Genomic DNA, 22628 nt, shown 5'->3' with positions numbered 1-22628 from the left:
CTGGACGGCCAGCGGACCCTCCGGCCCTTTGACCGAACGATACGCTGCAAATTAATAATATTGAGTGCCGAATGATATTCGTGTAAAAACAACGCGCCCTCGGTGTATTAGTAGAGTGAGATTTAGTCAATTTTGGTACACGATAAGGGCTGAATTAGATTCTTGAAGAATATTGGGTAATGCTGCCAGGATTAGCGACTTTTCTGTTAAAATTTATGAGCATCAGCTGATTTATTTTTATTGCTTTCCTGCTCGGATTTTTCGCCCTCTTCTTCGTTTATACACTTATCATAAATTTGACACACAACCTGATATTCTGATCCACTATATTTTTCACGCATTCCAATTCTAATGCTTTTATTTAAAATATTCCATCCTTTAACTACTTGAAATTCCCCAGGCTTAAATCTAAAAAATTCAGGCTTACCCTGATCGAATTCAGGTTCACCATATCTTGCGGTGATAACGCTAGCGATATTGTCCAGGCTAGCTTGCAAATCTGCGTCCACATAATTCGCCGTTTTGTACAAACTATAAAGCTCTACTGCATATAATTTATTTCCGTTTTTGGTAAAGATACCATCTATGGAATAGTAATCATCACCAACCTTTTCTGTATCATATTTTTTGAACAGCTTATTAAATTCTTTCTCCGAGATGCCAAAGTTTGCTTTGCCATAAGCAACGTGTAGCGAACTACCGTACTTAGCAACAAGCTTAGCGCTATCTGAATTTTCTACTGTTACAGTGTCTCGATGGTTATCTGTAGCTGATTGGTTGTTTTGGCTATTAGAGCTGCACGCTGCATATAGATAGCATGATAGCAGTGGCATGTACAGAAATGTCTTTCTCATGTTTAAGATTTAGATTATTTTAAAAGGATATAATTTCGCTATGTCACGCAAGCCCTACTAAGCACTTTTATAATTTTGCTCAAATAATAGCCTTTGACAATTGTGCTTATCGAACTTTGATTTATGTGTTTAGCACTGTTAAATATCATTTCATCACGCCGACTTATTTCTTCGTGCTTGGAAAAAACAAAAAGTTGGTTTATTTGCCATCGCGCTGCAATATGAATTGTAATTAAAAAACCTTCGGACACTAAATGTTGACATTATCAGTTAAGATGCCATAAGGCCTTTTCCCTAAGAACACAGTGTTTTTAAAGTCAAAGCGGTTGGTCCAAAACTGCCGTAAATTCGATCAAAATTTGCGTTAATCTTCTTTAAAAATTTTTCAACCGGAAATGTGGGTGTTAGCTGGTCTAAACAAGTAATCACCAAATTTTTAACAACATTTCCTGAAAACTTCGCATCAGCATCTAATGCATATTGTATACGGTCAGCATCTAAAGGCGCGGTCCGAAAGTTTCCTTGGTATGGATTACTTAAATTTGTTTCACAAGCATTATTTTTCAGGACAATTGTTTCAGCCGACTGGCTAAAGCGACCGCCCCCGTGCCTCGTTGCATAAGCTCTGGTCACGTAAAAAATTTCCAAATGCGGGGTAAACTTTTCAAGATAGGACTTGATCAAACTCATTGCGTTTTGAGTGGTGGTATTGCTTTTGGTGATGAAGGGCGACCAACCAAATGTTTGGTCGAGTAAAATACCTTGCGCGCCTTCGAAAATAAATGTCTGCCACCGGCGTTCAAGTAGGATCTTTGACGCTGTAGTAACGTTTATTGACTTAACTACTTTGGACGCTTCTGAAAAGAAAATCCTGTCTTGGTCATCGTGTTGGAATAGGTCGAAGTCAAATATTGTTTCTCTCTCAAATCTATCTTTGTAATAAGCTCTGATTTCAGTTAGTTTTCTTTTCAAGATTTCTTCTCTAAAGAGATCACCCACCGTCAAGCTATCCTTTACATTTGCCGAACGGTCAAAGGTGGCGCCAACTCCCATGCCGCAACTACCATATCTATCAATTCCCCTTGAAGATTCCAGTGCATGATTAAATAAAATGTCATAGTGCGTCGTTACCGGACAATTTTCATCAATGTATAATACAGGTTTATGTAATTGCAATTCCTTATATTCTTCATTGAAATGATAGGGTGAAAAGCAGCAGCAGGCAGACCAGAATGTCGGTACTCCCCGCAGAGCACCGGAGCCAAAATTAGCAAAAACGTGGCTGGTCCCGTTTGGCAAAGTCACCGTGTGACCAGCTTGTTGCCCTCCGTTAAAACGAACTACTAAGGGTTGCTCACTTTCACCACAAAGAAAATCGGTCACCAAACCTTTACCTTCGTCACCATAACCGAGACCGATGACAATAAATATCTTCACCATGTTGCAGTATAAATAGCAGTTGAAAGATCGGCAGTGATTTCACAGCCTGTGCCCCTTAACATAAGCAAATCCTCGTCACTAACATTTTCTGCAAAAACTACTACCTTCTTACCCTTAGCCCTGGCGTATCCTATCTCAAATAATGTTCCCGCGTCAAGACCTGACACCACAGCAAGCATAGCTTTACAAGAATTGATTCCTGCAATATCTGCTTTGGCAATAGCTTGCGGCCTACCTTCAATACCGACTTCATGTAACGGTGAAAACACATCATGTCCAAAGTCTTCTAATATTTCTTTAAGCTCCTGAATCAGCCACCTTTCACCGTGAGTAAAAAAGGGGCCGGCCAGATAAATCTTACGATCGTCGGTTTTAAACTTTAGTGCCGGAAAATTTATAGGTTTGGCAGGTAACGGCAGTGCCACATCATTACAGTAACCGGCAGTATATTTGGATGCAAGCAAAGCCGCGGTTGTTGGAGTTTTATTGTTGAGCATCCATTGCCATGCAAACACAGCTGAAAAAATGTCACCCGATCCAATCGGCCAAACGTTTGTCGTTTTAAAAACCGGCACATGAGTCACGTTGTTTCGCTCGAATACCCAAGCACCGGCTGCACCATTTTTGATTACAATTACCTCGGCTTTGGATGTTTGTAGCATTTCAGTACCCAAACTTTCAATCGGCCAATCGATGTCTTGACTACTAAAGAAAGACGCTTCCTTCTTGTTCATTATCAATGCTAAATGCGTTGCTACTGAACCGGTGTCTTCAAAACGTATAAGATTTTGGGGATCATAGACTAACCATTCTGCTTCAACAGGCGTGACCGCTTCCGCCATTCCATAATAAAGAACTCTTTCGGCAGCAATTATCGGAAGACGGAACATTTCCGACTTATCTACTAGCGGATACATTTCGGGCTTCTTAAGTGGGTGTAAATAGGAAAAACAGATTGTCGATGTCGTTAATATTATTCTGCAACTTATGTCCAATAAAGAACAGGTATTCGTTAATTCTTCGATCTCATCTTCCGCCAAACAGGTTATGAATCGAACTTTAGCAGCTCCATTGGACAATGCTACTGCAGCGCGAAAACCTGATCCCATCAGAGACCGGTAGCTTGGATCCTGACAAATTTCTTTATACGTACCGCCGAGAATAGATAATTCTCTATCGGATCTTTTGAACATCGACACTGGCTCTATCATGTCTTAAACGTCCTCGGTAACGGTTGCCCTGAGACATACAAATCAATAATTCCTGAACTTCAATAGCATCTAAACTAGCACAAAGCGCACCGGAAGTGTCTGAGGCAATGATCCTACCACCCGATGTTGCTGATAGCCTTAAATAATTTCCGACAGGCACATTGCTAAGTGCCTGCTCAATATTGACCAAGTCAGCAGTAAAATAAAGGTCGCAGTTAGACGATCCATTGCCTGTTGGCAAAACCGAGACAGTTCTTACATAAGATTTTACTTTGCGAGGAGGTGTGCCACCTTTCATAATATTAATATTTCATTTCGTGATTGTCTTGCTTGACCAAAAGCAGTATCCATTGATGAAGCAATTAAAAGTATATTTGATATTATTTACTTTCACTTGGTCGATGTTTGTGTGGCTTTAAAGGAGGATATTGCGGCTTCTTTTCAGGGGTGACCCGTCTTCTTTCATCTAATGAACCATCCTCTTTTCTTGGTTTTGGTCCTGGTTTTATAGCTTTTAGCATATTTATGATTATTTGATTCAACTCTTCCCTTTTTCCAATCTTCCGATCACCTCCAGCAACTGTTCACTATACTGAAATAGCTCGTTCAGCGACTTAACCTCAAATTTGATCTCTTTTTTAGCCTCATCTAAAACGACCAGATATTTCTTTGTCCCGTTAAAATATAAGCGACATATGGTCTTACGGTTATTATCGTCAAGAAGAATTGCAAAATAAGAGAGCGCATCGCGATACGTTACTCGCTTCGGATCCACATGCTGGCGCAAAAGAGATTTAACAATGTAAAAACCCTCCAGTTCCTCCTCTGTCGTTATGATACCCGATTCCGGTTCTGGGGGGGCCATTACATCTTCCTGCTTGATAGTTTCTGCCACTTCCAACTGCTTTTCCTGCTTTAATGCGGAGTTCAGCCTTTCGTTGATCGAATCACTGATCAGCGAGCTGAATGACCGCTTGATTATCGGGCTGAACTGCTCTTTCACCTTTGCAGTTACTTGTCCGGAATAGACTTGCCTCGCGAAGAAAGTGATGAAAGCTTCTGAAGGTGCTAGCAGCTCTTTACTGATCAGGTTTCGCAACTCATTAAGATATTTTAATTCGCTGGCTGTGTTCGTTATACTATCGACATCGAAATAAGACTTGTGAAACTTTTTCAGTTCGATGATATCCGCCTCTTTGATTTCGGTAATATTAAACTCAAAGAACGGCGAGCTGTCCATCTTATTCGTTTCGACCAGATCTGTATAAAAGCGATAATTCAGGCCATTGGTTAACAAGCCGAACTTTGCTTTGGTCGTATGGAAATACCGGAATAGTTGAGAGTTATGCGGATCCAGCTTTTCCAGGTGGTGCTTACACTCGACCAAGACAGCGGGTTCGCCCTCTTTCATGATCGCGTAGTCAACCTTTTCACCCTTTTTAATGCCAATATCGGCGATAAATTCAGGGTTAACTTCAAAGGGATTGAAGACATCGTAGCCTAATATTTTTATAAAAGGCATGATCAGCGCATTTTTTGTCGCTTCCTCAGTTTTGATCTGTGGTAATAGTTTTTCAACCCGGCTAGCTAACTGCATCACCTCGTCTTTAAAGTCCATTGTCATCGGTTCAAGTTTGTTTAAACAAATTTAAGCTGTCAAAAAGAAAGCCCCGTGCGGGTTCCCGCAAGAGGCTTTCTTTGTTATTTGCCACAGTTATCCTCAATGCATATTCGAGGAGTAGTTCAATCCTTAAAAGCGCGGCAAGCTCAATAAATTATCTTTTTCCGTATTGTCAGGTTTTGTTTTGATGTATTCGGTACCATTTAGTTTTTTAACGTAGGTTACCTCGGCTCTTGAGCCTGAAACAGAAACGTAATAGCTGCTCCCATTTTTCAAGTATTTGATAACTTCGGCGACTGTTTCCTCATAGGTACTGCCACCGTCGCTTGTACTCTTTACATTTGTAATGTGTTCCGTTGTCGTTCCCCCGGAAGACAAACGGATATGCGTAACTTTATAAGCCATGTTCTTAATTGTTTTTTACAAATTTACAGGGTTGCATCCACAACTGAGCGTACGGGTTTCCGCAAATCAGGTAACGAAAAGACGTAATGTTTGGAAACTGCAGATGAAGGCCTCAACTATTTTATCTTCTTGACAGCCATCGCAGAGCAAGCTAGTTTGAGTTTACTGTATCTATTTGGATGGCCGAATCTTGTGCGGAATTGTTAACCTGGTCGGTAACCGAAATTCCGAACACATTTTTATGTGTCGCAGTCAAAAGCTTACGTTTTCGTACGGCCTTCTTTCCCACTATTTTAGGAACTACCACCTTAGGTATGGTTACTGTGTCGAGTCGTTCTGGAGATGCAACCTGGAATTGTCGAGCCTCGAACGGTGTGTTGATAATCGCCAGTATTGAGATGACCAGTATGAAAAAAGCGACCGGCAAGCACTTAAATGTAGCGGACAACCGGTATCGGTTCGCAAAATATACAGCTCCTGCAGAAGCGCCTGATATTAACCCCAAAACCGCCCAGGACAACAAGGGGGTTACGTTGTCAGCAAACCGAAAAGCGTTGTCAAAAAAAGAGAAGAAGAAAAAAGCTAGCCTCCCAATAAGCTCCCTCATCCAGTAGACTGTTAATACCAAAAAAATCGCAAGTTGAACGTTTCGCCTATTTTTCTCCGAGCTCAGCGCTGCTTCATAATATGTTCGCTGTAAGCCGTTCATCGTTGTGCTAAACGGCGTGCTGACCGGCACGGGATTTTTTCGGATTATCCAAAAGCAGAATCCAATTACTCCAACTGAACCTAGCAGGCCAACCTCGTAAACGGATGAATCACAAAAGTTATAAATAAAGATAAGTGCAAAAGCTAATAGCACTATTCGCAAGTTATTTGTCATGATCTTTCTGTTTAGCAAGATATTTCCATGGAAAATATAAACCCGCGATCGTGCAGCCGAGGGCAACAATAAAAACCGGATACTCCCTTGGTAAGTCGGACATGGGTGCAGCAGAACGCTGCATCCATTCGCCTGATGATAAGAGTCCCATCAGGACGAGTCTGATCAAGGCGAAAAAGAGCAGCCCATACACACCAAATTTAATTACACCTGCAGTGAATGCTTGCTTGGGAAACACAGCTTTGATCTCAATCGGGATTTCGAATCGTTCGTTTATCGTCTCTACCGTTAACGAGAGCGCATATATCTGGTCTTTGACCAAGAAGGCAGGATCGATCTTTAAACTTATATTGATACTCGTCTTACCTTCGAAACTGTTCAACAAAAATGCATCACTGCTGAATTGAACTCCAGCTATCTGCTTATCCATCATTAAAAAAACCTTTAGATAACCAGGATTACCTATTTTGAAGGAAATCGTTTGTTCTACCGGCGCGGATGCTTCAATACTGGTCAAAGCTAATGAAGGGACGTCTGAAAAGACGGATGGTGGTTTGATCTGTTTATTCATATCGCAGATCAAGGCCTGGACCACGGTTGCCTTTTTTTCATTCTTCTCATACCTGCTATCATCTGTCAGCTGAGATTTCAACAGTTCAAATTTTTGGTCAAGGTCATTTCTCCCCTTAGCGTTGAACCAGATCGCCAGATGCCCGTTTCGCAATTGTTCGTAAAGCACATCCCAGAATGAAGGATCGGCAACAACGCGGGCAGCTAATGAAAGAGGGCTTGGGAAGGACTCTCCCGCGATGTAGAAGGGCAATGAAGAATCGAACCGATATAAGAATCGTAAAAAGTCAGAATAACTGCTATCGGCCGAAATTATCGATGCAATTTCCGGTTCCGTTTCTTCTAGCCACAACCGGAGATTTCCGTTAACGAATTGAGCGACAATACGACCGTAAAATTGATAATTTTCAAACCCCTTTTGCAAAAGTAGATTCAGTGTCCCCGCTGTTTCATTACCAATTCGGAACGGTAGGCCCGGATTTAGGTGATACATCAACCGGAGGTATCTTCGCTCAGCCTGACTTTCAGAATTTAAAACTGCTACAAGCTCCATGGTTGTGTCGGAGTTTTCAAGTTTTCTGACATCTTCACGGAACAGCACAGCATCAGACAAATATTCCTCGCTCCTGGCTGGAAAATTAAAGAGAAGATCCCCCATTTTCCGGAGCGAGTAACAGCGGGTCCCAAACAAAACGCAATGAGGACCGGAGGTTGGCTCAAGCGGTCCGTCGTAGTTCATGAAAGCTGGCGCAAGAACCTGTAATTTAAAAGCCTCCTCTGAAAGATCATAACGGGTGCATTCCGTAGCAAAACGTTTAAAATAAGGATAGTCTTCATTAGCCTGCTCTTGGCTGATCACCAAGCTTACATGTTCTATAAATTGGCTTTTTTCCTCTCTGGTCATCATCTGCTGAATTGGATGTGCGCGCGATCACCGAAAACCCAATTCTCGTCCGACGTACGAACTAATCTACCCGGGACCAGTGTTTCGATTCTACTGCTACCCTGTGGTTGATTATTAAAGATGCATGCACCGCTTAGATACTCATAATTCTGCAGGGCATAGCGCTGCGCGCCAGTATCATCGGAGACGACGAACGTAGCTTCATCCCCATAAATTGTAATCTCATAAGTTTGCTCTCCGTTTTGTTTCTCTTTGAGCATGGCTGAGCTGAAGCCCCGTTGATCAAGATCGCTGAATTTCGCATATCGCGTCAAATTTTGGATCGGCGGCTCTTGCGATAAAATTACGGGAGTGTCAACGTTTTCTAATTCAGGTTTAGACCTGGCGACATCAAAAACGTAGGTGACATTCTGACTTTCTAATTCTATAAGTCTTTTTTCTAAAAGCTTACACAGTTGATCATTTTGTTCGAGCAGTTGATTTACCTTCACAAATTCCTGCTGTAATCTTCTGGTTTCAGCAACGTCAGCATATAGCTGAACAGGCGGTGCCGGAACAGCGGGAGCTTTAACTTTAGGAGCTTTCCGAAACAAAGCCAGGAAACTAATCAAAATAGCTGTTAATGAAGTTACTATTGCAAAAAGGCTCATCTTATCATCCATGAAATCTACTTCTTTGTTTGTGGTGTTATCGTTTTCTTTTACCATCTCGGTATTTTTTTGACCGGGTGAATCCGATAATTCTTGTTCATCAACCTTATCCGGTACAACACCCAGCGTAGCCGGTCTGGTCTTTAACTCTGTACGCGGAACCGGGCTTTGTGCTGCTCTACCTGGTGTTATGGCGATGCCGCGAAGCAATTGATCAATTTTTTTAACATAAGCGCCATAATCTGGAAGCGCTCTCCGGTATTCCTTCCCGGGGGCATCAATTATATCTTTCCATATCCGCTCTTTCAACCTTAAGATATCTTCTCGCCCATTGTTCTCTTTTTTATTATCCCATCCTCGAACCCTTTGAAGTACCCCTCGTAATTTCTTATCATTAATATTTGCTTCCAGACATTGGTAATCGGGCTTTGAACACTTTACATGGAAGTCCTTGAGCGTTGAAATTTTAGGATCCGTAGCTAAAAAATTTACCGTTTCCTTAATGATATCAAATCTTATTTTATCATAATCGCCCTGTGCCATCACCTTGTATGGCAACAGGATCAACAGCCATCCTAATCTCATTCAGATATTTTTAGCGGCTATAGCTTCGTTTGCGATCTTTTTTGATAGCTCGATGAGCGAGGTGTTAAAAGGGAAGAAAAATGGTGAGTCCGTCACCTTGTTTCTCATCGGTTTTTGATCAATGGCAGACTTATAACTGTTCCTTAAAACACCGCCATATATCTCGCTGTTTGAATTTTTATCGTCCAGGAAAAATGAACGGTAGCTTCTGATATCTACGATGTTCAGTGATTTTTCCGATCCCCGTATCAAGTCATCACTATCAAAAAAGCTTTTAAGAAATTCCTTGCAACCGGTCATTACACTTTGATATTCTTGCCCAGGTTCCTGAAAATCAGCATATATCCTTTCCTTTGACGGATTTAAATCCCCGGTTAGCCCCAGATAGGTCTCGGCTACCGCATTGATCTCAATTTCGTCAGATGCTTGACGTGACGCGTTCACATCAAAGATGTCCTCAACTTGTTTTCGAAGGGGATTTGCGCCGTATATAACAGAGCCCTGAGCAGTTATCGCTTTAGGATCAGTGCTTTTTTTGATTTTGAAATCGCGATCTGCGATCAGCCCCGAAAATAGCATAAGTGCTTTCTTAGTATAACCTAACAAGTGTTCGTCTGATGCGAAAATTATCTGGATAAATTCGCTCCCTTTTCCCGAAAAACTAAGCGTTTTTGGTAATTCGATTTCCTTTTCTTTGCAGCAACTGGCAATAAAATGAAGCAGCGCTGTGTAGTGCAACAGAAGCGGGACCTTTAGCGCTTTGCATTCGGTAAATATCTGTTTGAAGCCAAGAGACTCTTCAGTAAACAAATAACTGATAATGTCTTCCGTACGATTCTTTCGAGCATGGATCAGCTCTTTGATCTTCTCATAATCCTTCACGTTGCGCGATTCGAGGAACTCCAGGAAGAATAATAAAAAGCCATTGTCCAACGGGTCAAAACTATCCGATACACTTCCCCATAATTGTTTGCCTGCGAATTTTACTGAATTGCAATAGCAATTTAAAACTCTTTCACCGCCTTTGGTCACGTTATTGACCAACACGATGTCGGAGGTGCCACCGCCAATATCAACGTTACAATAAATATTGTGCTGAATATTTCTGTCTGCTTTCAACAATTGATAATAAGGAGCAATAGATTCCGTTACCTCGACTAACCGGTGCGCTTGATCGCCCGGTAAAACGGCTTGCGTATTTGCCTGCCGGTCAAGATTGAAGACAGCGCTCATCTCCTCACTGAATATGCGCATTAAAACTTTCTTCAGGTCATTATCCATACTTGTCGGATAGGACATTGCAATTTTCAGTTGATTCATGTCACATAGCGGTTCAGGCTCCCGTATAAGTAAAGCATGACTTCTTATCATCAACAGCAACTGCCTAAAAAATATCCTTACTCTATTTTCCTTCAAAGGATTTGTGAGATCAGTTTCAAGCTGCCATTTGATATCAGTTTGATATCCTTGATTATAAACCAATATGTCGCGGTCAATATTGAAGCCAATATTAGCATCGGAAAATAGCTGAGGTGCCTGGTTAGCCTTAAAATTTTTGTTCTCGAAGGTAGCCGTCCGAAAGGGAAATTTGGTATTTGCTCCTCTTTGCCCGCCTATTTGGAATGGTACGAATTCTCTAAGTGCTATCACTTTAGCCGCATCCACATCAACGCCAAACCAAGTGTAATCGTCATAAGATATAGCTCCGTCTAATTCCTGCAAACGACTTGGTCTGTTCAACATAGCACTTACCATGTTCCCTTGCTCCGCTTCATTGATTTCAAAAGGCTTAATGGCTACGGCTTGCTTGTTCTCAACGCGAGAATATTCAATATGCGTATTTGACGTTCCAAAGTCGATTCCATAAACATATTCATCAGTACCATTTATAACTTGTTTGAATTTTGGCACGATCAACCCGCCGAGTGCGTTGCTTTCGAGGTGAAAATTAAGTTGTATAATGTCAAAAGACTCTTTTACATGATAATATCCTGTACGAGTGTTTAAATCTTGGTAATCGGACCGCGGGATATAAGCAGGTGCGCCTGAAATCGGCTGACCATTTTTCTTGAGAAATCTGATACCATTTAATTGGTCTTGATGATTGGTTTTCTCGTACGATGCGATCGTATAATTATTGATAAAGCGTAGTACAGGGTCTTCTGTTTTTAAAAAAGGGAAAATGCCTAAGATGCCCTGATATTCTGTCATTGGATATTTTCCTTCGTCGTCTTTCCTTGAACTTAGCGGTTCCAATTTATAGGTTTGCTTAACAATAACCTGTCTCTTTCCCATCGTCGGACCTTTGATCGGTATCCTTACTTCGACAACGATTTCTGGTGTTGTGCCCTGACTATTGGGAACACGACTAATGGTCACATAATCCGTTATTTTATCTAATGGAAAGAACTGAAAGAAAAGAGGTTTAATAGGCAGTAGAAAATCCTGCTTATCAATTAGTGTAAGAAATTTATTTTCATTTAACAGGTATCCAGGAAGCCGGATCAGGCTTTTTTCGAATATATCGAATTTCGAAATGAAAGGATATTTCACGTTTTTCAAACCAGGAAGCGTGCGCGTTAATAGCCCTTCAGCGGTCGATTGGCCATAAGCCAAAGCACTGATTACCGTACGGTTTGACCAATAATTGGATGGTGATGTGTACTGCCCATCCAGATCCATATTGCTTATTAGGAAAAGCGGACGAAGCGAGTCAGGGGGGTAAGCAGTTGTCACGGGCAGGTCCAGCAAAAAATCACTGTATAATTGGATCTTGTTCTGGTAGTCTTTGGCACTGATTTGTTGTATTGCTTTACCGGCTGCCAATAATGGTATATCTCCTTCAAAAAGAATGTCCTGCAGTTCTACTCCCTGCGACCTGAAACGTTCAGGCTCTTGATGCTCAAATTTTCGGCGTGTGTTCAGGACATAATTGATAAAGGGTTCGGCCGATAATCGGATAGGTTGGCTGACGAGATTTTCCATGTACCAAATGAATGCCGGATCTCGCTGATGCAATGGCATGGGCGGCCCTGTAAACAATGCGCGATTACTGGTAAGGCCGTCAATATTTTTCAATCGCTTTTCCCGGATTTTGCGCAAGAGATTCGGCGAAGTAAAGACCATTGTAAACGGCGATGTTCCACCTACAAGCACTTCTTTCCCCCCTTCTTTATAATAAATTAGGGTTATTTCCATTTCTCCATTAAACGGAGTTTGAGACGCTGCCTGACGAAAGGAAGATGTCAGCAATTTATGACCAGCGTGATCTCTTCCGAAGAAGTTGCTATCATTAGCATTAAAAATCCATTTCTCAAAACTTAAAAGTTCCGGGTTGCCGCCAGAAGTATATAATAGTTCAAGCAGGTCCAATGTTTGAGACACAAGTCCCGCATAGATACCATTCTGAGCAGCGGTTGCGCTCAAGTCTGATGATGACATCAGTTCAAATGCGGTTTTAAAAAGGAATAGTCTGGCTAGTGGCGTCGGAATAGACGATCCTGCGGCTGACGTTATTACATCCGTCCTGTCAACAACGTTTTTAAGGTCGACTGACTGAATTCTGGTCGAGCTCTTCCAATGAAGAATATCGGTAATGGTTCCTGAATGAAATCTGAAGATATGTGGCATACGCTATCAATATTATGGTAATTGTCCTAATGCTTTGGTGCACTCGAACGCGGTTTGGTACAACATATTCATGTATTTCAACGGCTTTCCAAGTTCCTTTGGCTCTTTGGTTTCGAATCGGTTCAGATATTCAGCAACCTTTTTGGTGCTTAACCCATTGTTGAAAAAGTTCGTGGATACCTTTTTGCCTACGACCAGGTTATTGAGATGTTCTGCATCAGCAAATGAAAAAGTTTGGAAAGGTCTTCCATGATTTTGGTTAGCCATTTCCTCCTCTGTCCAGCTTTTAAAATGATTAAAAAAAGACAGTAAGTTACGGTAATCATTAGGGATATCCATTTCCGCCTCAAGGTCTAATTCCTTAGGCCTGTAAAAGGTATTGTCCTTTAGCTGTGGGATTATTTTCGTAGCGATTTGTGCTGCATAAGCAAACTGAAGTAGAGGCGCGATGATAAGTTCTTTAGTGCGAGTGGAGAAGTCTTTTATAGAAAATGGTGTGTTATCAAGCTCGCAACCAAATTCAAAGCACTTTGATCCGTCCAGCTCATGATCATCTTTTGCGATGAAATCGACCACTGCGGATGCTGCTAGTAATTCAACTAGGTGTGCATCGTTGATCTGTTCATGGCCGCCTTCAACATTTTCGAGTTGGCTCGCTTTAGCATTATCCGCAATGTAATACAGCGCATTGATGGAAAGTATGTCTTCGTCCTCTGCATAATAAGATAACGCCGCTTTTGTTTTCGTAGTGAATAATGAAGAATTGATTGCACTGTCTTCTTTAGGTTCTACATCAAAATAGGGCATCACTGTAATGGCTCCTAACACGGCTTTCGCGAGGCTTGCATTCTTCGATTGTCTAATAAGTTTAACCAAGGTCGGAAATCCAGACGAACCTGTCCCGCCAAATATGGAGCTGATAATAAATATCCGGTCTTGTCCACTAAAGTTGCTCTCCAGATTCTTGAATTGTTGAGAATTGGCCAATTGATTGAAAACAACACTTCCTATATTAGGATTTCCTTTGAAGCCCAAACTTAAATTCAGATGTAATTCAGGAAAATCCTGGCTCTCAACGGCGTCATTATATAATAGTTCAAGAATATCCTGATCAAGTCGTCTCAGACCATTAAAATGAATAAACTTGGAAAACGAATCGTCTTTATTTTGGAAATCAAATTGCATGTCCAGTTCCACATCATCTGCGACGCCTGACTCGAGCCTATTAAATGACCTGATCTTTGTACGGAAGAATTTGTTTTTCTCAAGATCGGGTGACGATTGTACAAAGGTCTTACGGATGGCGTGATAACTCCGAAACAAATTTCTGGTACGTGCTGTATCTCCGTTATGGGCATCCATGTCGATGATCACAGGTATGACTTCTATATTTTTATCTTTAAATTCAACTCCGCTGGCTAGCAGCATGGCCAGTGAGCGCAACACCCTGGCTCCGGTGCCGCCAATGCCGAATACGAAAATTCTCATAATTTTAAAATGGTGTTCTCCTGGAAAAAACCGAGAAAGGTTTTATTAAAAACGACGAAGTAATAAATAGCAAAGCTGCAAAAGCTCCATTAATTAGCGCGAACCTGATCATATATCCGTCAACAAGGTCCATAGCGCTTCTGGCCGATAAGAGCGCGCACATAAAGCCAATAATACCGGCGAAAAGGATAGTCAAAGACCAATGAAGTGTATTGAACCATATCATTCGCCAACGGCCCAACACCAGATAGAATAAGATTACTATTGAAATAGAAATCAGAACTGTGAGTAATCCAACGGACCTGAAGACCTCGCTTCGGTATTCGGGATAATTAGGATTACTCCCATTTAACCATTCATAGATAAAAGCAAACATACTCATATTAACTATTTGATAAGGTGAATTTTAAGATCGATATACTTACTATTCCTGGTTTCGTAAGCTTCTTTTACGCCGTTGACCAGATATTTGAATGCAAATGTTTTGTTGCCGATAGACCGGACGTCTTTATCTTCATCAGCAGACCAATCCATATACCAAGTATCGCTTTGGACCGGCAAGGTTAATTTGATATCTGCCTCATCAAGGTCCATTTTGCTTACTGAAACGAGGACGAGATGGCTAGCAGTCTCAAAAATTTTAGGTTGACTTTTGCCCGAAAGCTTCGAGGTGTTTATCGCTGATTTGGGTTCCACCCTAAAAGTGGCCTGACAGCCCTGCGATTCCAACAATAATTTCTTCTCAAGATAATCCTCCGCCTGGACATATGACGGTAAGCTATCCAATTCAAGCGCTATACAAAACCGTAAAGAATCATCTTTAGGTATCTCGACGTCGGTTAAAGTGTGACTGACATCGCTGACGCTCCAGTCGCCCTTTCGATCTACCTGACTTAAAAATTTGAAGTCTTTTACAACGTTCTGTCCAAATCCGAAGTGAAGCGATTTTTCGGGCTTGAACGTTGATATCTCGACAAGACGCTTATTGAATTGATCAACAAAGTTCTTCTTTCCGATGACCCAGACGTAAAAGGGCCTTTCCGCACCAGACAACTTTTTTTTATTATTTTGATAGTTATAATAAGTACCGAAGAATTTGGAATGAAATGCGTAAATGCTGACCGCTTGCCCCTTCTTTCTTAATTCAGAAAACGTCGAGAAAATGTTATTCTTAAGCGCATTAGGTGCCTCAATCCGATTGATTTCGGGATTTGCTTTCACCATCTTATCGGGAAACGATAAAATGCAATCCGATACAAAAACTGAAACATTTCCTGAATCTGCTTTCGCGACAATTTTTGAAAAAATTTTATGTAATTCTGAGCCTCTGCTTTTTGCAATATGTGTCGTGGCGATGTCTGTTCCCAAATCCTCCACTGATTTATTATATTTGGTAACTGAATCAGCAATAAAAAAACGCTCACCGGCTTGATAGTCTTGTCCATTTTAACGGATAGATCGGAAAGGATGGTTTTAAATTCGGTCTCACCGTTGTAATATCCGCCCATGCTTGCGGAAGTCTCCACATAAAAATTTATCCGCTGCAATTCCGGCAAAATTGGGCATCCTTTTGGGGTCCTACCCTTTTTTGATTTACAGTTGTTGACACTGTCAGCTTTCGACAGATTATTAACACTTTCTGACCCATATTTGCACTTCGCAAAAAATGAAGCGATGATTAGAAGCGTTAAGAGTAGTTTTATTGCATGATATCTTTTCATTTCTTATATCTCATTTCTCCCAATGACAAAGCGTTTTGCCATCAGCCTTAGCCGTTTCCTCTTTTACCTTGACGATGCGGTAAGTACAGTTACTTAGCCCCCGGCACTTGTCGTTGAGATGGTAGCGTTTAGCGCCCGGACTGACACACACGAATACCATCTTGGGCGCTGTGAATTGATAAAAAATCGCTATCGTTAATAGAATGGTTGAGTTCATTTAGTATGATTCAAATGTTTGAGCAACCTGTCAGCTATCAGGTCGGCTTCTATAATTCCCCCATTAGCCAACATCATCTTTTTGCGTTCGTCGGTACCGTCCTGAAATAAATGGTAACCAGACCTAGGGGAATGGTAACGCTCAAGCAGAGCGCTTATACCCTTTGAAAACTCTTTTTTCTTGGTCACTTGGAAAACATTTTGCGAGCAAGTGACCTTAAATAAGCAGTGCCCTCTTTTACTGGCCGGTACCAAAACCCAGTATAACCGGATGGCTAACATGAGCAGTTGAGCCATTACGATCTCTTGCCGAAAACGACCATCTGGTAATTGGCCATATAACCTGGCTTCGCGCCGATACCAAAACAGCCCGTATCCGGTTGGACAAATGTCGAAACGCTTTCCAACCTGACATATTCCCATCTGTCTACGGCATGCCTGCTGATCAGCGCATCCAACTTTTGGGCAACTACCGCCGTTGTTTCCTTTTTCTGATCAAGAGTCGCTGTGAACGATAATACTTTATATTCCATAAATTGTGATAAGGTTTAGGTGAACTATGTTTCAAAGATACCGTAGTCAGATGGGCTGATTATGCGGGAATCCGCACAGCCTAAATTTTTGTAAATTGCGGGGGTAATGAGAAAACTTTTTATCAGCGGCTTTCCGCTCGATATCTCTGAAATGGAACTTGCTGTCCTGGTCGCACCGCATGGCGATATTGATACCATTAAGATCGTGCGTGATAAAAAGACCGGAAAATGTAAAGGTTATGCTTTCGTCGAAATGGCAACGGCTGAAGGAGCGTTAAGGGCAGCCGGAGAACTTGATGGTTTCAGAATCAAAGACAGGGAATTGACCGTAAATATCAACCCGGAAACGGCTGAATAAAAAGCTACGCATGAATTACCGGTAAGTGATTCGCGGCCTGTGGAACAGGCGGAAGAGGTTAGGATAAGCCCCAGGATCGTTAAAGCGGAGATTGAAAAGCCAAAAAGACCGAGAAAATCCAGATTGTAAAGTCTTGTTTTCCTTAGATCAAACCCGCATCCTTGCAGTAGGCAACCAATTGTTCATTGTTCGAAACTTCCAGCAGGGCACGCGCTCTGTTTAAAGCTTTTTCAACGCTGCGCAGGCTTGCGTTGGCCATTCCCTGCGATATCAGCCAATCCGGCAATTGCTTTTGTAACATCCCCCCTGCCAGCTGCCTGATGATGGCGCGCTCGTAATCTGTCAACGCTACCGCTGCCTGCTGTATCGACTGACGGTAACCATCCGGCAGATATCTCCGATGCTGACCGATCATGGCGATAGCTGAACGGAGATGCTCAGCATCGTGACGCGCCTTTCTCACATAACCATCGATCTGTAACTCACTGAACAAACGTCCGATCACCGCCGGACGCTGCTCCCCTGAAAAAACAAGCACCTTCAATCCCGGCTGGATCTCCCTTGCGGCCAGAATGAGCTGCTCCCCATTTTTCAGCTGCTGAGCCGTACCGTCGTCCTCAAAAGAAAGGTCCGTGATCAGCAAACTGAACGGTGCCTCATCCTTAGCCCTACGGATCATATTCAACGCATCATCACAATAATAAGCATGTACATAACGCAGGCCAAGGTCATCCATGGTCTTGCGTACAGAAATATTCGCAGATTCATGATCTTCAGCGATAAGGACTTTTTCTATCATAGGATCAAAGATTAAGCCGACGGGAAGGATATATGCACTTGCAACCCACTATCACGGCCGGTCACAAAGTTAATAGTCCCGCCAATAGCAGACATGCGGTTTTCCGTATGAGTGATGCCATTGCCCGGTCGAAAACCGGGCATGCCAACGCCATTATCGGTATAGATGATCTCACATTGCTTGGCTACCCGCCGAAAAGCCAACGTTACCAGCGTGGCGCGGCTATGTTTGCGCATATTAACCATCAGTTCCTGCAGGACAAGCGACAGTTCCTGTTTGACGATGTCAGTTGTACCCTTCCAAAAATCCGCTGTACAGCCATCCGGCAGTACCTTTGTGGTCTCAGTGCCAAAGGCATTCAGCATGACCGAAAGGTGCACTTCGAAGTTTTCAAGCGGTACCGGTTCATCCTCATAACTCAGGTCACGCGCACGCTGGTAAACGATCTCAAGCCGGTCAGCCAATGCGGAGGTACTGCCTGCTGTACCGTTATCCAGGTCAGACATGATCCTGTAAAGGTCATTAGCCAGTACATCGTGTACCCTTTTTGCCGTTCTCAATTGCTGGGCACGCAGACGCTCCGCTGCTTCCCGCCTTAACCGCGCTTGACGACGCCGGATGAAACCGATCACCAGCACTGCAGCAACTGCAACAACCACCAACAAACAGTAAAGAAGGAATTGCTGACGTAGCAAGCGATACCTTTGATCCGTATTGTCTTTCTGCAGCGTCAGATTATCTGCCTTGGCTTTTTCCGTTTCATACCGGATGACAGCAAACCGGCTACCGGCTGCATTGCGGGCAGCAAGCAGACTGTCCTGCAGGAAGGCATACCGTTCGAAATAACGCCCCGCCGCCGCTACCGGTCCAAACCGGGCAAGCTTTTGTAAGCCTTCAAGTTGATCATCGGGGCTCTTCAACTGCCGGGCGGTCGAATACATCAAATCCGCATATTTGAAAGCCGAATCACGATTGGTTCGGCCGTAAAAATCTGCAATGTGTGCATAGCTGGCATTCACCCCCCAAACGTCGCCTATCTTCTGTCGCAACCGCAATGCCGAAAAATATCCCGATAATGCATCATACGCCGGATTGATCTTCCATCTGACCCAATGGTAATTGTCCAGTGATCGTGCGTATTTTTCAGTATCCGCTCTCAGCAATTTATCGGTCAGTAAATTTTTGAATAACGCAATAGCCTTGGAGTACCGGCTAAGCTCGGCATAAGCGACCCCCAGGTTATTGACGTAAACGAGATGGTTAATGCTATCAGTTTTCATGGACATTGCACGTTCGTACCAATCAGCAGCACCTTCGAAGTCCTTTAACTTGTATTTATTGATAGCAATAGCATTGTAAACTGAGGGCAGATAAGTATCATTTGCAGGAAAATAGCGCAATGAGCGGATTGCCATTTCATCACTTCCGTAATAATCTCCCTGATCGCTTTGAATAATCGCCATGCTGACGAATATGCCACCTAATTGCGCGCTATCCTTCGTTTCAGCAGCGGCCTTGGCGTAATAACGGTAGGCACTGTCCTGTTTGTGCTGCTGATAAAAAGACCAGGCTTTGGTGTAAGCGATATTGCCGGAGCCGGATGAAACCTTGACATTTTTTTCGCGGCAACCAGACATCGCTATTGCAAAAAGCCATAGTAAAATTTGCGCTATCGATCTTTGGGTCAGGTTCACCCTACTAAGCTAAAACATCCTTTGCTATAAAACAAACAGGGCAGAATCTCTTCTGCCCTGCATCTATTTAACCATGTGGTGGTGGCGGTGGTGGTGGCGGGGTCTGTCCAGTTTGTCCCCCTGTATCTTGTGTTGTAACGCCCCCGTTAGATCCGGGCGCAGGTGTTCCAAGCGCTAAACAAAGCGCGATGATCAATTCAATCATGTTCGAAAAAATTAAAGGTTAATCAATGGCAGCCTGTTGCCGGACTATCCGGCAAGCAGCCGCAAACCCTGCGGGAGCACGTCCCCTGCAGTTTTTTCGGGAAATGGAACATTTCCTGCAGTGTCAGCTTACCGTTTCCCGAACCGTGTCGCAGCCACCACAGGTTTTGTTCCTGTTGAGATCATCTTGTGCACAAGTCCCCGCCGGCCGACGTGGATCTTTTGATTTCGAAACAAAGGTATGGTCATTAAACAGCTCATTACAAGCGGATTCCGCCGTATTCCGCTTATAAATCGTGAGCTATTTGCGGATTCCCGCAAAATCCTCCGGATTAAAGGACCGAATTTTACATCATGACAGCCGGAGAGCGAAACGAACTGTTAACGGAATACAAAAGAAGAAAAGCGGTAGGAAAGCTTCCCGCGAATCTCAACAAGCCGGTACCGTCCGGCCTGCGGGATGAGTGCGAAAAACTTTTCTGCGCAGGTATACGACCTGAAAGTAACCATGTACTAAAGGGATTTTTTAAAAGGAACTGTACAGGTAACTTCGATGTAGACGTCTTAGATATGGATCGGGACAAATTCCGTCCTACAGTAGACTTGTTGAGGGGAAAGGCATTTCAACCGGAAGACAAACATTACGAGCTTCTCTCTTGGATGTTAGGCCCTGAAAGGTTAGTTGTTGAAGATGAGGAGGGCATTATCGGGCCGGCCAAAACGCCGGCCATCAAAAAAATCCTATTTTTTGTAAAGGCCAAGAAAAAGGAGTTTTTTATTGCCTCGGCAGCATTCGTCGTACTCACCGCAGGTATTTGGTTGACCTACCGTTCCTGGCAACAATGTATGTACTGGAATGGCAGTGAATACCAAGTGGCATCCTGCAATATCGAAACGCCTGGTCATACGTTATACGCTATGGACGAGCGAAAGCTTTCCCGGTTTAAAAAAGTTCTGCGGCCCGATACGGTAACCAAGGCATCCGTTGGGAAATTATGGTATTTTAAAGTAAACCATCGCCTGGAACTTTTCACCGATAGTGGCATGCACCCTGTATGGACAAACCGCAGACTTAAACCGTTATCGCACTACATGCAGAGCAGATATCTGACGGGAGATACATCAGTATCTGACAACAGCAAGTCTGCCATCCTCACTGCTCATTGAAAAGCGGGCTTTCAATAATAACGGATTATCATCTGATGCAAATTTGCATGATTAACCTCTGCCTTAGGTGCTTACTGATTTTACAGCGCTCGTTATCGGGATGCTCAGCCATTGACCGGTGATTTGGCTATCCTGGCAGATGATAAACACTTACCCGAATTACACTTCTTAGCTATAATAGTATCAATCAAACTTAAAAGCTTTCATTGCCGGGTTGCAGAGGCTGGATGCACGAGGTATACGTTTAACGTAAAGTTCGGTATCAAGCAATGAGGTGAAGAAGAAGTCAATAGCATTGTTGAATTCTTCCAAGCTGACTTCTGAAACGGGCTTGTCCTGATTGTCCAGTGCTTCAAACAGGTAACTACAGGTTTGCACAAAAGTACCATCTTCCTTATATACAGAAGCTTCAAGTACGGCTGTGCTGCAATCCTCCGTTAACTTCACATCCTTTCTCACCCTCATCTTAAACGGTCTGCTGAAGTTCTCTACGGTAGTTCCTTCTGCTGATAATTGCACCTTGTAGTCACTCATGTTTGTAAGATTAAGCACTACAAATTTATGCTAATATTTTTAGCAATTACAAATTTTTTTTTAAATTTGATATTGGATACCAATCGAAAGTCGTCATGGCAAATGAAAGTTTATTGATTCAGGTAAGTGCCTTTTCAGGTTTGATCGGTGCATTGCTCACGCAAGGTATGACAGGGATGTTATCGTATCTTTCGGACAAAAGAAAGTCCAACAGTGAGCTTAAAAAAACATACCGGGACAAAAAGATCGAGATCGCGGAAAATTTCTACTTTGTCAACGGTGAAAAGATGGCCATCGTCAAAAAGAACATTGAATACTGGAAGAACTATCATAATGCCCGAAGCGAAAAGAGTTTGGACTTCCTCAATCAGGAGTTGAAAAATATGAAAGCTTACATGGATGATTTAGATAAGGACAACTGGAAATACAACCTGATCAGCCTTTACTTTGACGTCTCGCTATCTACGGAAGCGGTTATAGCATCTAATTTGAAATCGAAAGAACTTTATCTTACGGTTTTAGATCTGACAGATGCCATTAAACATGCGCTTGCCGAATCAAAAGGCGATCTCTATGAACTATATGAAAAGGCGATAAAAGACCTATGCGACCACTACGAAGCCATTGTCAAGAAGATGGCAGATGACATGCACATTGTCAGAAGCAGTTTACTTCAGCAACTCAGTTAGCAGCCTTATCGCTTTTTGCAGAAAGCAGCCTTATGAAAAGGCTGGGCGCCCCTTATCTTTTCCCCTAACAATGTTTCCTGCCTTTCCGGAGTTGGTCTGAATGAACTTGTTCCTCTTCTAAAATCTCAATACATAGCATTCCGCACGTATGAATTAAAACGCCCGGCTACTGCCGGGCGTTAATGTTATTGTTTCTTCTTAGTAACTGTCGTTGTCGTTGTTGTCTTTTTAGCAGCGCTTTTGCTTGACTTATAGCGCATATCCATGGTGCCGTCTTTCTTTAAATGCTTGTTAGCATTATAACGGCGGTCAAGTTTACCGCTCTTAGTCAGTTTTGTACTGTCTTGATAAGTTCCGGCAAATGTTAAGCTTGAAACTCCCAGCATAAGAGCTACAGCCAGTGAAAAGATCTTTTTCATCATTGATATTTTAAGGGTTTGATATTTAACTCGGTATCTCCCGATAATGTTTT

The 22628-nt window shown here is 42.7% G+C and carries 22 protein-coding genes; 4 read left to right on the top strand and 18 right to left on the bottom strand.

Features of this window, described 5'->3' with window-relative positions; all coding sequences use genetic code 11:
* Positions 1 to 206: 206 nt before the first annotated feature.
* The 7 genes from INP83_RS10920 to INP83_RS10890 all read right to left on the bottom strand — a co-directional run bounded on the left by INP83_RS10920 (position 207) and on the right by INP83_RS10890 (position 5531).
* Positions 207 to 854: a hypothetical protein gene (locus INP83_RS10920; RefSeq protein WP_219123926.1), complete on the bottom strand. Its 648-nt coding sequence runs from the start codon at positions 852 to 854 to the stop codon at positions 207 to 209.
* A gap of 294 nt (positions 855 to 1148) precedes the next feature.
* Positions 1149 to 2294, bottom strand: coding sequence for an adenylosuccinate synthetase (locus INP83_RS10915; RefSeq protein ID WP_219123924.1), 1146 nt, complete (start codon positions 2292 to 2294; stop codon positions 1149 to 1151).
* Positions 2288 to 3505 carry a PfkB family carbohydrate kinase gene (locus INP83_RS10910; RefSeq protein WP_219123923.1) on the bottom strand — a complete coding sequence of 406 codons (1218 nt, stop codon included), beginning with the start codon at positions 3503 to 3505 and terminating at the stop codon, positions 2288 to 2290. The genes INP83_RS10915 and INP83_RS10910 overlap by 7 nt, the downstream gene beginning before the upstream one ends.
* Positions 3468 to 3803 (bottom strand): hypothetical protein, encoded by a 336-nt coding sequence (locus INP83_RS10905; RefSeq protein WP_219123921.1) that lies wholly within the window; start codon positions 3801 to 3803, stop codon positions 3468 to 3470. Before INP83_RS10905 ends, INP83_RS10910 begins: the two co-directional genes overlap by 38 nt.
* Before the next feature lie 82 nt (positions 3804 to 3885).
* On the bottom strand, positions 3886 to 4026 hold the full coding sequence (locus INP83_RS10900; RefSeq protein ID WP_219127781.1) for a hypothetical protein: 141 nt from the start codon (positions 4024 to 4026) through the stop codon (positions 3886 to 3888).
* Positions 4027 to 4043: 17 nt separating this feature from the next.
* Positions 4044 to 5123: a type I restriction endonuclease gene (locus INP83_RS10895; protein ID WP_219123919.1), complete on the bottom strand. Its 1080-nt coding sequence runs from the start codon at positions 5121 to 5123 to the stop codon at positions 4044 to 4046.
* 132 nt (positions 5124 to 5255) lie between these two features.
* Positions 5256 to 5531: a DUF3892 domain-containing protein gene (locus tag INP83_RS10890; protein ID WP_219123917.1), complete on the bottom strand. Its 276-nt coding sequence runs from the start codon at positions 5529 to 5531 to the stop codon at positions 5256 to 5258.
* Positions 5532 to 5710: 179 nt separating this feature from the next.
* Between INP83_RS10890 and INP83_RS10885 the strand changes: the two genes are divergently transcribed.
* Positions 5711 to 6145, top strand: a complete 435-nt coding sequence (locus INP83_RS10885; RefSeq protein ID WP_219123916.1) for a hypothetical protein — start codon at positions 5711 to 5713, stop codon at positions 6143 to 6145.
* A 258-nt stretch (positions 6146 to 6403) separates the two neighbouring features.
* Here INP83_RS10885 and INP83_RS10880 read toward each other — a convergent pair whose 3' ends face one another.
* From INP83_RS10880 to INP83_RS10850, 7 genes are all read right to left on the bottom strand, one after another.
* A complete protein-coding gene (locus tag INP83_RS10880; RefSeq protein WP_219123914.1) occupies positions 6404 to 7888 on the bottom strand; it encodes a hypothetical protein in 1485 nt (494 codons plus the stop codon).
* Positions 7888 to 9123, bottom strand: coding sequence for a hypothetical protein (locus INP83_RS10875; protein WP_219123912.1), 1236 nt, complete (start codon positions 9121 to 9123; stop codon positions 7888 to 7890). The genes INP83_RS10880 and INP83_RS10875 overlap by 1 nt, the downstream gene beginning before the upstream one ends.
* On the bottom strand, positions 9124 to 12564 hold the full coding sequence (locus tag INP83_RS10870) for a hypothetical protein (RefSeq protein ID WP_219123911.1): 3441 nt from the start codon (positions 12562 to 12564) through the stop codon (positions 9124 to 9126). It abuts the gene before it with no gap.
* Positions 12565 to 12765: 201 nt separating this feature from the next.
* Positions 12766 to 14241 carry a tubulin-like doman-containing protein gene (locus INP83_RS10865; RefSeq protein ID WP_219123909.1) on the bottom strand — a complete coding sequence of 492 codons (1476 nt, stop codon included), beginning with the start codon at positions 14239 to 14241 and terminating at the stop codon, positions 12766 to 12768.
* Positions 14242 to 14628: 387 nt separating this feature from the next.
* Positions 14629 to 15609 carry a hypothetical protein gene (locus tag INP83_RS10860; protein ID WP_219123908.1) on the bottom strand — a complete coding sequence of 327 codons (981 nt, stop codon included), beginning with the start codon at positions 15607 to 15609 and terminating at the stop codon, positions 14629 to 14631.
* A gap of 566 nt (positions 15610 to 16175) precedes the next feature.
* Positions 16176 to 16475 (bottom strand): membrane protein insertion efficiency factor YidD, encoded by a 300-nt coding sequence (yidD, locus tag INP83_RS10855; protein ID WP_219123906.1) that lies wholly within the window; start codon positions 16473 to 16475, stop codon positions 16176 to 16178.
* Complete coding sequence (locus INP83_RS10850; protein ID WP_219127502.1) at positions 16475 to 16711, bottom strand: hypothetical protein; 237 nt, start codon at positions 16709 to 16711, stop codon at positions 16475 to 16477. The genes yidD and INP83_RS10850 overlap by 1 nt, the downstream gene beginning before the upstream one ends.
* 106 nt (positions 16712 to 16817) lie before the next feature.
* On the opposite strand from INP83_RS10850, the gene INP83_RS10845 reads away from it, so the two are divergent.
* Positions 16818 to 17069 (top strand): RNA-binding protein, encoded by a 252-nt coding sequence (locus tag INP83_RS10845; RefSeq protein WP_219127500.1) that lies wholly within the window; start codon positions 16818 to 16820, stop codon positions 17067 to 17069.
* A 142-nt stretch (positions 17070 to 17211) separates the two neighbouring features.
* Here the strand turns inward: INP83_RS10845 and INP83_RS10840 are convergent, their stop codons facing one another.
* Together INP83_RS10840 and INP83_RS10835 are read right to left on the bottom strand one after the other, a co-directional pair.
* Positions 17212 to 17868 carry a response regulator gene (locus INP83_RS10840; protein WP_219127498.1) on the bottom strand — a complete coding sequence of 219 codons (657 nt, stop codon included), beginning with the start codon at positions 17866 to 17868 and terminating at the stop codon, positions 17212 to 17214.
* Positions 17869 to 17879: 11 nt separating this feature from the next.
* The gene (locus INP83_RS10835) at positions 17880 to 19505 is read right to left on the bottom strand and encodes an ATP-binding protein (protein ID WP_219127496.1); all 1626 of its coding nucleotides are present in this window, start codon (positions 19503 to 19505) and stop codon (positions 17880 to 17882) included.
* Between the two features lie 831 nt (positions 19506 to 20336).
* Here INP83_RS10835 and INP83_RS10830 point away from each other — a divergent pair.
* Positions 20337 to 20933: a hypothetical protein gene (locus INP83_RS10830; protein WP_219127494.1), complete on the top strand. Its 597-nt coding sequence runs from the start codon at positions 20337 to 20339 to the stop codon at positions 20931 to 20933.
* A 183-nt stretch (positions 20934 to 21116) separates the two neighbouring features.
* Here INP83_RS10830 and INP83_RS10825 read toward each other — a convergent pair whose 3' ends face one another.
* Positions 21117 to 21467, bottom strand: coding sequence for a hypothetical protein (locus INP83_RS10825; RefSeq protein ID WP_219127492.1), 351 nt, complete (start codon positions 21465 to 21467; stop codon positions 21117 to 21119).
* A gap of 95 nt (positions 21468 to 21562) precedes the next feature.
* Between INP83_RS10825 and INP83_RS10820 the strand changes: the two genes are divergently transcribed.
* Positions 21563 to 22156 carry a hypothetical protein gene (locus INP83_RS10820; protein ID WP_219127490.1) on the top strand — a complete coding sequence of 198 codons (594 nt, stop codon included), beginning with the start codon at positions 21563 to 21565 and terminating at the stop codon, positions 22154 to 22156.
* Positions 22157 to 22341: 185 nt separating this feature from the next.
* On the opposite strand, the gene INP83_RS10815 is transcribed toward INP83_RS10820, so the two are convergent.
* On the bottom strand, positions 22342 to 22575 hold the full coding sequence (locus tag INP83_RS10815; protein WP_219127488.1) for a hypothetical protein: 234 nt from the start codon (positions 22573 to 22575) through the stop codon (positions 22342 to 22344).
* Positions 22576 to 22628 lie beyond the last annotated feature (53 nt).

It is taken from the genome of Mucilaginibacter sp. 21P (assembly GCF_019331605.1).
Lineage (GTDB): Bacteria > Bacteroidota > Bacteroidia > Sphingobacteriales > Sphingobacteriaceae > Mucilaginibacter > Mucilaginibacter achroorhodeus.
The sequence above is the reverse complement of the archived record's forward strand: the minus strand, read 5'-3'. Positions and strand labels throughout refer to the sequence as shown.

Bases quoted from the DNA above. Each gene is read 5' to 3' on its own strand.
- INP83_RS10850 (WP_219127502.1), bottom strand. From the start codon at position 16,711: ATGGAATATAAAGTATTATCGTTCACAGCGACTCTTGATCAGAAAAAG.
- INP83_RS10835 (WP_219127496.1), bottom strand. From the start codon at position 19,505: ATGTCTGGTTGCCGCGAAAAAAATGTCAAGGTTTCATCCGGCTCCGGC.
- INP83_RS10870 (WP_219123911.1), bottom strand. From the start codon at position 12,564: ATGTCATCATCAGACTTGAGCGCAACCGCTGCTCAGAATGGTATCTAT.
- INP83_RS10890 (WP_219123917.1), bottom strand. From the start codon at position 5,531: ATGGCTTATAAAGTTACGCATATCCGTTTGTCTTCCGGGGGAACGACA.
- INP83_RS10865 (WP_219123909.1), bottom strand. From the start codon at position 14,241: ATGAGAATTTTCGTATTCGGCATTGGCGGCACCGGAGCCAGGGTGTTG.
- yidD (WP_219123906.1), bottom strand. From the start codon at position 16,475: ATGGCTCAACTGCTCATGTTAGCCATCCGGTTATACTGGGTTTTGGTA.
- INP83_RS10845 (WP_219127500.1), top strand. From the start codon at position 16,818: ATGAGAAAACTTTTTATCAGCGGCTTTCCGCTCGATATCTCTGAAATG.
- INP83_RS10900 (WP_219127781.1), bottom strand. From the start codon at position 4,026: ATGCTAAAAGCTATAAAACCAGGACCAAAACCAAGAAAAGAGGATGGT.
- INP83_RS10880 (WP_219123914.1), bottom strand. From the start codon at position 7,888: ATGACCAGAGAGGAAAAAAGCCAATTTATAGAACATGTAAGCTTGGTG.
- INP83_RS10840 (WP_219127498.1), bottom strand. From the start codon at position 17,868: ATGATAGAAAAAGTCCTTATCGCTGAAGATCATGAATCTGCGAATATT.
- INP83_RS10895 (WP_219123919.1), bottom strand. From the start codon at position 5,123: ATGGACTTTAAAGACGAGGTGATGCAGTTAGCTAGCCGGGTTGAAAAA.
- INP83_RS10920 (WP_219123926.1), bottom strand. From the start codon at position 854: ATGAGAAAGACATTTCTGTACATGCCACTGCTATCATGCTATCTATAT.
- INP83_RS10910 (WP_219123923.1), bottom strand. From the start codon at position 3,505: ATGATAGAGCCAGTGTCGATGTTCAAAAGATCCGATAGAGAATTATCT.
- INP83_RS10815 (WP_219127488.1), bottom strand. From the start codon at position 22,575: ATGAAAAAGATCTTTTCACTGGCTGTAGCTCTTATGCTGGGAGTTTCA.
- INP83_RS10905 (WP_219123921.1), bottom strand. From the start codon at position 3,803: ATGAAAGGTGGCACACCTCCTCGCAAAGTAAAATCTTATGTAAGAACT.
- INP83_RS10820 (WP_219127490.1), top strand. From the start codon at position 21,563: ATGGCAAATGAAAGTTTATTGATTCAGGTAAGTGCCTTTTCAGGTTTG.
- INP83_RS10825 (WP_219127492.1), bottom strand. From the start codon at position 21,467: ATGAGTGACTACAAGGTGCAATTATCAGCAGAAGGAACTACCGTAGAG.
- INP83_RS10915 (WP_219123924.1), bottom strand. From the start codon at position 2,294: ATGGTGAAGATATTTATTGTCATCGGTCTCGGTTATGGTGACGAAGGT.
- INP83_RS10885 (WP_219123916.1), top strand. From the start codon at position 5,711: ATGGCCGAATCTTGTGCGGAATTGTTAACCTGGTCGGTAACCGAAATT.
- INP83_RS10830 (WP_219127494.1), top strand. From the start codon at position 20,337: ATGGATCGGGACAAATTCCGTCCTACAGTAGACTTGTTGAGGGGAAAG.
- INP83_RS10875 (WP_219123912.1), bottom strand. From the start codon at position 9,123: ATGAGATTAGGATGGCTGTTGATCCTGTTGCCATACAAGGTGATGGCA.